8 protein-coding genes are annotated in these 12,092 nt (G+C 38.4%); 6 read left to right on the plus strand and 2 right to left on the minus strand.

Features of this window, described 5'->3' with window-relative positions; translation table 11 throughout:
* The first annotated feature begins 158 nt into the window (after positions 1-158).
* Positions 159-803 (plus strand): YczE/YyaS/YitT family protein, encoded by a 645-nt coding sequence (locus tag H540_RS0114470; RefSeq protein WP_028401281.1) that lies wholly within the window; start codon positions 159-161, stop codon positions 801-803.
* A gap of 497 nt (positions 804-1,300) precedes the next feature.
* On the opposite strand, the gene H540_RS34060 is transcribed toward H540_RS0114470, so the two are convergent.
* Together H540_RS34060 and H540_RS0114480 are read right to left on the minus strand one after the other, a co-directional pair.
* Entirely contained in the window at positions 1,301-1,474 is a 174-nt protein-coding gene (locus H540_RS34060; protein ID WP_169729576.1) for a hypothetical protein, read from the minus strand.
* Positions 1,475-2,702: 1,228 nt separating this feature from the next.
* A complete protein-coding gene (locus tag H540_RS0114480; RefSeq protein ID WP_028401282.1) occupies positions 2,703-3,197 on the minus strand; it encodes a DinB family protein in 495 nt (164 codons plus the stop codon).
* A 503-nt stretch (positions 3,198-3,700) separates the two neighbouring features.
* Between H540_RS0114480 and H540_RS0114485 the strand changes: the two genes are divergently transcribed.
* The 5 genes from H540_RS0114485 (at position 3,701) to H540_RS29765 (ending at position 11,727) form a co-directional block, all read left to right on the plus strand.
* On the plus strand, positions 3,701-5,170 hold the full coding sequence (locus H540_RS0114485) for a response regulator transcription factor (RefSeq protein ID WP_028401283.1): 1,470 nt from the start codon (positions 3,701-3,703) through the stop codon (positions 5,168-5,170).
* A 534-nt stretch (positions 5,171-5,704) separates the two neighbouring features.
* Positions 5,705-6,133, plus strand: coding sequence for a histidine utilization transcription antiterminator HutP (gene hutP, locus H540_RS0114490; protein ID WP_051317119.1), 429 nt, complete (start codon positions 5,705-5,707; stop codon positions 6,131-6,133).
* A 282-nt stretch (positions 6,134-6,415) separates the two neighbouring features.
* Positions 6,416-7,930, plus strand: coding sequence for a histidine ammonia-lyase (gene hutH / locus H540_RS0114495; RefSeq protein WP_028401285.1), 1,515 nt, complete (start codon positions 6,416-6,418; stop codon positions 7,928-7,930).
* Positions 7,931-8,826: 896 nt separating this feature from the next.
* Positions 8,827-10,221, plus strand: a complete 1,395-nt coding sequence (locus H540_RS0114500) for an amino acid permease (protein WP_245592249.1) — start codon at positions 8,827-8,829, stop codon at positions 10,219-10,221.
* Between the two features lie 657 nt (positions 10,222-10,878).
* A complete protein-coding gene (locus H540_RS29765; RefSeq protein ID WP_051317118.1) occupies positions 10,879-11,727 on the plus strand; it encodes a CPBP family intramembrane glutamic endopeptidase in 849 nt (282 codons plus the stop codon).
* Positions 11,728-12,092: the final 365 nt, after the last annotated feature.

Below are 12,092 nucleotides of genomic sequence, written 5' to 3' on the forward strand. Positions count from 1 at the left end.
AATGCCCTTGCTATCATTCCAATTTCACGAAGAATTTTCTTCATAATTAACTCCTTAGTACATATTTTTGTTGCAAATGCAATAAAAATGGCATATATTAAATTTAACCTAAATTTGTTGCAAATGCAACAAAAATAATGATAAAGAGGTCGGGTAAAGTGAAGTATGTTTTTTATGTATTAGGAATTTTAATATTAACCCTTGGTATTTCTTTCACTATACAATCAAACCTTGGAACTTCACCTTTTGATGCACTTTTGGTAGGACTGTCCATAAATGTGGGACTTACTGTGGGAAGTTGGGAAATAATAATAGCTTTAATATTGATATGTTGTAATTCATTTTTAAAAAGACAAAGACCAGAAGTTTTGGGGTTGTTAACAGCATTTATAACGGGTATTGGTATTGATATGTGGCTTTTTTTATTGCACAATTTGATAACACCTGAACTATGGTACAGCAAAGTTGTTTGTTTTGGAATCGGCTTAGTTGTTATAGGATTAGGAACAGCAACATATTTACACACAAATTTTGCACCGATTCCAGTTGACCGATTAACATTAATCATACAAGAATTAACTAGAACAAATATATTTTTTTCGAGAACATTCATTTACCTCGTATTCTTGATAATGGCAATGATTTTAAATGGACCAATTGGTGTTGGAACTTTATTAACCGTTTGTTTAGGGGGACTAATACTTAATTACTTTATGCCATTTACTAAAAAAGTATTAGACCGCATATTAACACACTCTAGTACATCACCAAATTATGATAAAGATAAAAAGCATTCAATATAGACTGATAAAATTTCAGGAACCGGCACGTATTTTAATTCCTGACGTATCAATGCGGCAAAGGCCGTTCTTCAGTAATGAAAATAAAATATGAGGGAACTGGTTTCCTTCGTGTGTTTTTCAAAAACGAACGTTTATGGATTAAGATTAGATTAGAAATTTGACTTTAAAATAAAAAAGGAGCTTATAGGTTCGACGTTTAGACGTATGGAATGAAGTTTGGATAATAAAAGAGGGGATTTGGATAATAAACAGCATACTTTGGATAATAAATTGTCTAAATCGGATCATAAATGGCTCGATGACAGGAGGAACGTTCTCAAAATGACGTGAGTATTTCCTTTTTTGTTATATTAGCCAGCAGCTGCACGAATTCGAGAGCTTAAGTATGAAAATGATGAGAAAATGAAACAGTTTTTATTACATATTAGAACAAGACCGCTGACGGTCTTGTTCCTTGTTTTTCTTTGATCAACTATTACAACAGAGACTCAAATAAATTATCTTGCTGTAACATCTTTAACTGCATCGGAAATACGGTCAACTGCTGCTTTTCCTGCATCTCCAACAGCATCAACTGCATTTTGTACTGCATCGCTCGCTGCTTCAATCCCGCGTTTTGTTCTGTTACGCCCTTGGTCGATGGCAGATCGATTTCGATTTTGCTCAGTCATTCGTTACCCCTCCTTAAATCGGTTTTCGACCTTAGTATAAGAAAATGTTATTTTATTATACATACACTAGGGAATATTATAGGATGGGTACAGTATCCATTCATTTGTTTACTTACTACCGATAATCTATATACAAGTGAATAAAAAAACCGTCTTTTTATAGTGGGGAGAGAGAATCCGACTAAGCGTAGAAGCGGTCAACCCCTTTTCGTGGCCGATGCAGGGAGAGAGAGAGGGAGGGAGCGCAGTTTCCCTTTTGTTCTACGTGGCAAACGATAGATATGTCGGAATAACAAAGTGGATTTATATATACAAGCGAATAAAAAAACCGTCTTTTGATAGTGGGGAGAGATGATCCGGCGACGTGGAGAAGCGGTCAAACCTTTGGTTCATGCAAGGGGAAACGAGAGAGAAGAAGCATACCATACTCCCTTTTGGTTGCACATGGACATGTCAAAATTATCATTTATTCATATATGGGTTATGTAAAGAGAACGATGTATAAACAACGTAATTTGAAGCACCATAAAACGGAGGGATATTTTATCCCTCCACAGAGCTGAAAGCAACCTAGTATATATCCAAACAAAAAGGCTTCAGGAAAGATGAAGTCTTTTTGTCATGCAGATTATGAAGGAATTCATCAAAATAATTTTAAAAATTTTCTGATAAATCTAAAAAATATGTTGCAAAGAATATTGTTTTATGTGAAAATGAGGGTAAGGAAGTTCACAATATTGCCACATTTATGCGCGATATTGAATTGACAATGAGAAGGGAGTTTGGATAACTTATGCTAGAATTCGTAGTAGGGATGGCATTGTTTTCTCCTTTTTTCTTATTACCTGTTATGTTAGATCAGTACTTTAGACGTTCCACACCATAGTCTTTCTTGAAACCCTGAAATGTAAGTGCTTACAATAGATACCCAGTCTAAATAAACTGAAAGGGAATTTAGTGAAAATAATGAATAGGGAAATAGTGTAAGCGGTCTTGTCATTCTAATCAGGATGAACAAGGCCGCTCATTGTTGTTGTGAATTTAGTGAACTACCACGAACCTAAAGGTATCGTAGTTTTACGCCCACAAATATAAAACTGATTATCCCAAAACGAAAAAAGAAAGCCTTGCTATCACAGCAAGGCTTTTGTCTTAGGAAAGTATATGAATCGTAGATATTTCAAATTCTGGGAAGATGTAAGAACGGAATATATCTTCTTCATTAGGCTTATTCCATTATACGGTGCGTAGGTATCTGCTCGATTTTCAAACCAAATATTTGTGGAGGGTCAATATGATTTGCTTGCATATATGCAGAGAGTTGACCTCGATGATGAATTTCATGCTCAGCCATGGCCATTATGATTCTCCATGCACTGACTTCATAGCCTAACAGATTCTTCACTTTCCTCGTTAGTTGCTCATGCTCTAACTGATGAAGTCCTTCGAGTACGGTATCATGACAAACCTGTAAATAATTCATAGCTTCTTGCATTGTTCTACCTTTATCTGGATCATGCCCATTATACTTCCATTCATTTTGTTTGATTGCATGAAAAAACATTAATTCTGTAGAGCCCAGATGTCGAACGATATCGCCAATTGAAAACTTGTCGTCATCTGGACGCCAGTCAATTAATGTTTCGGGCAGTACATGCAAATACTTCCATGTTCGCTTTCGAACCCCTTCGAAATTAGAAATTAATTCTTCTTTTGATAACATGTAATCTATCCTCCTTTTTGTAATATATTCCCTTTTTTATATGATACAGCTAATATTCAGCTTTAGTCCATAGCAAATTGTACTTCCAACGCTTACCGTCGCTGCAGAAAATCGAGGATGAATTGATTCGCCAACGCCAAACAATTATTCTACACCTGTGCCGATATGCGGTTGAATTGGAATAGTCGGTTCCGATCAAGATAAAGACTACGGATGGGTACATGCAACATGTATCCAAACAGTTGACCTATGCTCTGTATGCAGCTGACTATTCAAGATATCTTCCTAAGTGATACGCCTCCTCCAAAAACTTTTGGTTGTACCTATGCAGGAACGGTTAGCGACACTGTTTGAATGATGACTTTAGGCGTTATTTTAACGGCGGCTATCCAAAAATTTCTGGACAATACCTATGTCTTTAATTTCCTTTCAAAGAAGGGCTTTATTATCTGGATACATTTGCTATGATAAAAGAATGATGTAAGAAGAGAAGGTGTAACAGCATGGAAATTCATTTGGTAGCAAAAGATGAGTTAGAAGCTCAGGGAATTCGGTGGATGCTGGAGTCGCATTTTACCGGAGTCCGGCTGATTCTGTGGGATACAATGGAGGAATTTGAAAATGGTATGCAGAAGCAGCGACCTGATCTTGTTATTCTGGATATGGACGGATGGAAGCATGAAAGTGAAAAGTTTGGTGAGCTGATGCAGCAACATAGCATTCGCTGGTTAGGGATTTCATCTGAGCGAATCTTTCAAACAGCTTATCGCGCGCTCCGTTTTCGTGCGGAAGATGTTTTATTTCGCCCGTTTTCTCCGGCAGATTTAATCAAACGTATTCAACAACTGCGCTATCAATTGCGAAATGATCAGCGCTACTTTACGAACAATACAACAGAAGAAGCAGATTCATTCGCCATCGATTACCCTGATCTTTTCTTGACAGAGCGAAAACCCGTCAATCCGATAACGATGGTCGCATTTTTGACTCCTCATTCGGAAACGCTTCCTCTTGTATATAGTGCATTGCAACGTTATTCTTTTACTGGAAAGAATCGTATATTTGTTTTATCTAATTTTATTTTATGTGTGCAGGAAACCCAAGAGGCCGATGTGTTCCAGGAGGAATACCATGCATTTCTTGCGCGCTGGAAAGAGCTGATGGATGAGCCCCTCGCCATTGTGATTAAAGCAGCATCTTCAGAAGATTCATTAAAAAGAACATATCAGCAAACGCGCCAATTAATGAGGCGAATTTTTTTCGAAGGTTATGATATTATTTTGGCAGAAAATGAACAAATGTCCTCTCAGGAAATGGACCCATTCCTCACTCCTTTGGAACAGCGTCAGTGGATTGAAATGCTCGAAAAAAGAGATACAAAGGCCATCCGGGATTGGGTGGAGCGTGAATTCCTGACTTTTCAGCAGCCATATCCCGATCCAGAAATCGTTCGTATTCGCCTTACGAGTGTGCTCGCGCAGATTCGCCGGCATATGAAATCATACAACCTCCAAAGCGCTTCTTGGGAAGCGATGTATCATGAAGTTTTTCAGCAAATTGTACATAAGCCAGTCATTTATCAAATTGTCCAAGAACTGCTTGTGTTTACAACCCGTTTGCTCCTGCAGGATCATGAGCAATTACAGGAAGGATCGCGCACACTTGTCGAGAAAGCAAGGGAATTGATCGAGTCTAACTATTGGGATGCCCAGTGGAATTTAGCGGCATGCGCAGATACGCTACGCATCAATAAAAGCACCCTCAGCCGTCGCTTTGCAGCCGAATCCGGCCGGCCGTTTCGCGATACGCTGCATCAAGTACGTATTCGAGAGGCTAAACGTCTATTACAGGAAACGGATTTATCATTGGAAGAAGTTGCCCGATTAACGGGCTATTCTCACCAAACTTATTTTAATGCTAAATTCAAACAGCTTGAAGCATGCACCCCATCAGCTTATCGGTCTGGATTATGAAAAAAGGCGGTTCAGTTTATACTGAATCGTTTTTAATTTGATTACAAGTAGAAATGATTTGATATTTTTTGTAAAAGTAACAATAAAAAAGAACAAGTTATAAACTATTTATAAAATAATCATTAAATTATAAAATGTTATCAGCATTTCTATTATAAAATGAACATAACACCACAAGGAAGTAGAAAGAAATGAAGGCGATTACAAAAAATAAAGTTGTACGTTATTAAGGTATAGAATTGCATACTAAAGGCTGACAATAAGAGGTAGTGCTTCGCATGCTGATGCATAATTTAGATCGAGATGCAGCTGAGCGTCCGGAAGACTTAGCGTATGTTTTCCGCATAATACTACCGGGATCCCTCTAAGGAAAATGGGAGGGGAAATCTTATTAGAAGAATTGGAACAAGCTAATGTTCCATGGTGTAACTTTTTCAAAAATCCTGCCTTGCTTGAATAATAGAAGAATTACAATGGGAGGGAAATCTTTTGGTTAATCAAGTAAATCAACCTAATCAATTCAATGATTTTTCAATGGGTAAATTAACTTCTTTATTAGCTCTTTTACACAATAGTGAATCTGTTAAAGAAATTGAACAAGAACTCACTTCAAGAGGTTATCAGTATACAGTGGGAAAAGTCGGAGCCATGGACTTATCCAAAGTAGTCTCTGCGATTGAGACGAGTGCGAAATCAAAGGGTATCGTAAATGCTAATTCTTATAGAGAAGTCCATGCCCTTTATCATGCTATATTAGAAGCTATACAAGGAGTAGGCAGAGGGACTGTTCAATTTGGGGACATTTTACGTACTGTTGGTTTAACTTTCTCAATTGTAAGAGGAAATATTGACTTTTCTGGTTACGGTGGAGAATGGATTAGTGTATGTGTATATGGAACAATTGGTGCTCCAAAAAAAGGTTTTGAACATGATGCATTAGGATTTGGATTTAATCATATATAAATCCACGTTAATTTATTTTAACAATAAATAATATTTTTAATTGACAAAATAATCAGGGAAGTGCATAATGTGGTTAGACACTTTAGAGAGTATTTTTAGCGCCTTACAGCTTAGTGCATGATAAAATTGTTTGAATTTTTAAGAATCTATTAAAAGCCCATAGTCAATTCAGTTTATAGGGGGCTATATCAAAAGAGGAATGTAATTTCTCTTTTGATATAGCCCCTTTTTGTGTTCATTGGGCAAGATATCATTTTCTAAAGATAAAAAGGAGCGATTATAATGTTTATTCAACTCGACGGCAATACTTTAACATTTGAGCAGATAGCTCAAATTCTTGATCAGAATGCAACAGTTGAACTTAGTGAAGATTCATGGAGAAAAGTGAAACAAAGCAGGGATGTTGTTGAAAAGCATATAGCAGAAGGAAGCGTAGTGTATGGTGTCAATACAGGATTCGGGAAATTTAGCGACACATTAATTTCAAATGAAGATTTAGAGAACTTGCAGATTAATCTCATTCGGAGTCATGCTTGCGCCGTTGGCCAGCCTTTTTCTGAAAGTGTAAGCAGAGCGATGCTGCTGCTGAGAGCAAATGCATTAGCCAAAGGTTTTTCAGGTATTCGTGAAGAGACGCTGCAATTATTGGTGGATTGTTTGAACAAAGGCGTACATCCAGTAGTACCTAGTCAAGGATCATTAGGAGCAAGCGGAGACTTAGCGCCTCTAGCTCATTTAGCTTTAGTGCTGGTTGGGGAAGGCGAAGCAATCTATAAGGGAGAGAAAATGCCGGGGGGAGAAGCTTTGCAGCGTGCAGGTCTTCAACCGATCCGATTAAAGGCAAAAGAAGGACTCGCACTAATTAATGGTACACAAGCTATGACGGCTGTGGGTGTGATTGCTTATTTAGAGGCCCAAGATTTAGCTGATTTGGCAGATAGAGTCGCCGCGTTGACAATGGAAGGACTTCAAGGAATTGTGGATGCCTTTGTCCCTGAATCTCATTTAGTAAGACCTTATCCGGAACAGCAAGAAGTAGCAGGGCGGATTCTTTCATATGTTGATGGAAGTCAGCTGACGACAAGACAAGGAGACATTCGTGTTCAGGACGCTTATTCCCTGCGCTGCATTCCGCAAGTACACGGAGCTGTTCAGCAAGTCTTGAATTATGTAAGAGAAAAGCTTTTAATCGAAGTCAATTCGGCCACAGATAATCCTCTTATTTTTTCCGATAGCGGTAAAGTGATTTCTGGAGGTAATTTCCATGGTCAACCGATAGCGTTTGCAATGGATTTTCTTGGGATCGCACTGTCAGAAATAGCTAATATCTCTGAAAGACGTATTGAACGATTAGTAAATCCGCAGTTAAATGATCTCCCGGCCTTTTTAAGTACTAATCCTGGTCTTGAATCCGGGTTGATGATTGCACAATATGTTGCAGCTTCACTTGTTTCGGAGAACAAAACATTAGCTCATCCTTCAAGTGTAGATTCTATCCCTTCTTCAGCGAACCAAGAAGACCACGTTAGTATGGGGACAACCGCTGCACGTCATGCTTATGACATTGTACAGAACAGCCGCAGAGTTCTTGCTATTGAAGCAATATGTGCAGCCCAAGCGGCGGATATCCGAGGTACTGAAAAATTAGCTCCTCAGTCTAAAAACTTGCATGATCGAATCAGAGCATCAGTTCCCGTTATTACACAGGATCGAATTTTCTCTAAGGATATCGAAAACTTAGCCGGCGCTATGAAACAGGAAAAATGGAGTGTAGAGTTGGAAGCTGTAACCTTGTAAGGAAAGTAAGAGATTCCCTATCAATATAGAAAATCCTTGATAGGGGATTTCAGCTTTTGTTTAAACCGAATCGAATTGAAAGCGTTTACGTATTCAACTCGATTCGGTTTTTATAGAATAAAATACTAATGTACGCAAACGTCCTTGCTTATTATATACAAGTGAATAAAAAACCGTTTATAGTAGGGAGAGATTAAAAGACGTGCAGAAGCGGTCAACCCTTTGGTTCATGCAAGGGTAAACGAGAGAGGTACTCCCTTTTAGTTGGACATCGCACATGGACATGTTGAAATTATCATTCACTCATATATGTTTAAGCAAAATGGTTTTAGTCAATGTCAATGGAAAGAGGAGCGCAAACGGCGGCGGAGAAAGAATCGTACATGAACAGAATGAAAGGCAATAGACCTTTCTTTTTCCTATTATTTCACTAATTTGACAGGTTTTAAGATTTCTGAAATTTCCGAAATTTGGTAAATTTCATCGGCACCGAGAAAACAAAATGTTTGATTAACTTCCAATAAAGGAGGTGGTTTAACACTCTTTGTAGCCCGAATACTTGATAAGGCTTAAAAAATCGGAAAACGTTATTTCCTGACTGCTTCTAGGGTCTTATTATTTTATTTTTCGGATTGTTAGTACAAGCATGACAGAAGTTTCGAGAGGGGCATAATAGTTTTGCTGGAGGTATCACGCTTGCTTGAAAATGAAAGCATTTTCAGGAGTCGATGCTGCTTTTTAGGAAAGTTTGTTTTATGTCCGTCCGTATAAGGATCAAACAAATTTTGGGAGGAGAATCTAATTTGATAAATCAACAGCTGCAACAACCTCTAGAAACTGAACAAACCCAGCCGTCAAATACTTTACAAAGAAAATTAAAAGCTCGTCATCTGACAATGATTTCGTTAGGCGGCGCGATTGGAACAGGGCTGTTCCTCGGAAGCGGCCCGGCTATTCACACAGCCGGACCGGGCGGAGCCATGGTGGCTTATACTGTTATTGGTATAATGGTTTATTTTATAATGACAAGTCTGGGAGAATTGGCATCATTTATGCCGGTAAGCGGAGCCTTCAGTACATACGCGGCTCGGTTTATCGATCCTGCGCTTGGATTTGCGCTCGGTTGGAACTATTGGTTCACTTGGGCGATGACGCTTGCCGCGGAATTGTCGGCCTCAACGATGGTTATGAAGTTTTGGTTTCCTGACAGTTCATCATTTTTATGGAGTTCTTTGTTTTTAGCTTTGATTTTCCTATTGAATTACGCATCCGTTAAAGGATATGGTGAAGGGGAATATTGGTTTTCGCTTGTTAAAGTGGCGACCATTGTCATTTTCCTTATTGTTGGTGTATTAATGATATTTGGAGTTATGAACGGAAAGCCGATTGGATTCAAAAACTTTACCGTTGGTGACGCTCCGTTTGCCGGCGGTTTTATGGCAACATTAGGTATTTTTATCGCAGCCGGTTTTTCCTTTCAAGGGACGGAAATTGTCGGTGTCGCAGCCGGCGAAAGTGAAGACCCTGCGAAAAATGTACCCCGTTCCGTTCGCAGCATCTTTTGGCGGATTTTCCTATTTTATGTCCTGGCAATTCTTGTTATCGGATTGATTGTTCCTTATACAACCAGCAGCCTGCAAGGCGACACGGTCATGGTCAGCCCGTTTACGATGGTATTTGAAAAAATGGGACTTGCATTTGCGGCTGCCGTAATGAATGCAGTTATTTTAACAGCCGTATTGTCCGCAGGAAACTCGAGTCTTTACGTGACGAGCCGGATGTTGTACGCAATGGCAAACGACGGATTGGCACCGCGCTTCTTTGGGAAGCTCAATAAGCGAGGAATTCCTGTTTCGGCGCTAATTGTGACTTCACTTGTAGGAATGTTGGCGTTTTTTGCTTCCATTTTCGGTGATGGCGTTATTTATACTTGGTTGATGAATTCGGTCGGAGTCACAGGGTTTATTTTTTGGCTTGGTATCGCGGCCAGCCATTATCGTTTTCGAAAAGCATACCTTGCTCAAGGTTATTCGCTGGACGATCTTCCTTATCGTTCCAAATGGTTTCCTTTCGGGCCGATTTTTGCCTTCGTCCTTTGTCTTATCGTCCTATTGGCGCAAAACTATCAAGCCTTTCTCGGCGATCAGATTAATTGGGGAAGCGTAATCGCTGCCTATCTCGGTATCCCATTATTTCTCATGATGTGGCTAGGGTATAAGTTCATAAAGAAAACAAAAGTAGTTCCGTTAGAAAAGTGCCGAATCGATTTCGATGAACATAGGAATGCATAATAGATAACGATTCTCTATCTAATCATTAGAATGTAAAGTGCGTATTGCAGCTATAAAGTTAAACGAAGGTATTACCAGCTCCATTGAGATGTACCCGATAATAGTAAATTTTCTAATTTAAATGAGTATAGTTTAAAGACCTTCGAACGTTGCGAAGGTCTTTATTTATTTGATGCATGAACTTCCCGCACTTAATCGCTCCTGCCCCTAGAAGTGGGGGGATTAGCACCAACAAAGACAAGATCCCATGAGAAGCGGATTTGCCATCTCCTCTCTGCACCTCTATGCAGGGGCTCCTTTCCTTCATTTGGCTAAGCAACTTTTGTGCATGCAGAAGGGTGGGAACACACCGTCTCCTGCTTCTTGCTTACGCAATCCGTAGATACTTTCACTTTGTTCCTTCTCGGATATGGCGCAGCTCTCCTTGCAGCTGCTTTGTTGACTTGGACAGGACGAACTGCTTGGCGCGATTGTATTTCTTCCATTGTCAGGAATACTTGTTGCATTTGCTCATGAGACGTTGGAGTTCCCTGCGCAGTTGATGGATGGAACGAATTAGATATTTCTGTAAATATTGTTGTTTTTCTTGAAAAGAAATAAATATCCTTATATGATAAAATAATGATTTTTATGCAATTGAAAAGAAAGGGGAGTTCTATGTTTGAATTAATGAAGATTCGCAATTTTTTACTTTCAGGTATTGCTTTTTTACTGATAATGATTTTAAGTATAGTTTTTATTCTAGGCATCAAACCTACTGAGAATGATTCTATGCTTATGATAGCCCTATCTTATGGTTTGCTAGGAGTTTTTCCGTTTCTTTGGTTCTTGTATCAATTTAAGAAGCAAAAAGGGGGGAGTTTAAATGTTATACATACAAAGAATGTTATCCAACACATACCTACTATTCTTATGCTAATGGTTACGTTAATAGCATTTTCATTGGGAGCATCTTGGCTTACGAATTACACTTTGTCCTTTGTAATTCCTGATTATGTAGATAAAATTTTACAAGAAGACGTTCCGTTCCCTTCGAACAATATCCAATTTATATTGTTGGCGATTAACATCTGTGTAGTTGGTCCTATTGCAGAAGAGTTTATATTCAGAGGATTGTTATTGAAACGCTTGGGAGCAAAATTAAATATTGTGGCAAGTATCGTTATAACGAATTTGATATTCGGGATTTTCCACGCCGACATTATGGGTTCGTTTGTGTTTGGATTTATGATGTCGCTACTATATCTAAAAAGTGAAAATCTCTTATTGCCTATTACCTTGCACTTATTAAATAATACAGTTATTTTGGTATTGTCTATTTATTTCCCTAACTCCCCTGATTTTATAAACCTTACGAATATTGCGGATTTACACAACAAAATGATTCCTAACATTATTTTGCTTTTCACTTCTATATCTGTAATAACGATATACATTAAACGGAACATATCAGTATTGTCCAAATATAACTTATCGCGAAAGGTGAAAATACCTGTGGAAACGTAAATTGACGTTTCCTTTTTATGAGCGCTGTCTTATGGAAGTTACGGTATTGAAACAAACTTTCCGAAACGTCTGCAAAAGCATAAATTTTACCTGTTCTTGCTTTGGCATCTTTTTGTACATCTCTAAAAAGCGATGCCAGAACAAGTGATTATCCAAATAACGGGATTTCTCCCGTGTCTACACCTGCAGAACGCGTGTATGTGTGTGCTATGGGAATCTCTCCATCTTCATAAGAGATCGCTAGTATAGCCTATTCGGTCTGGATTATGAAAAAAGCGATTCAGTTTATACTGAATCGTTTTTAATTTGATTACAAGTAGAAAGATGTTGATATTATTTATAAAAATAACAATAAAAAAGAAAAC

The organism is Ectobacillus panaciterrae DSM 19096, from assembly GCF_000430785.1.
Classification (GTDB): Bacteria; Bacillota; Bacilli; order Bacillales; family Bacillaceae_G; genus Ectobacillus; species Ectobacillus panaciterrae.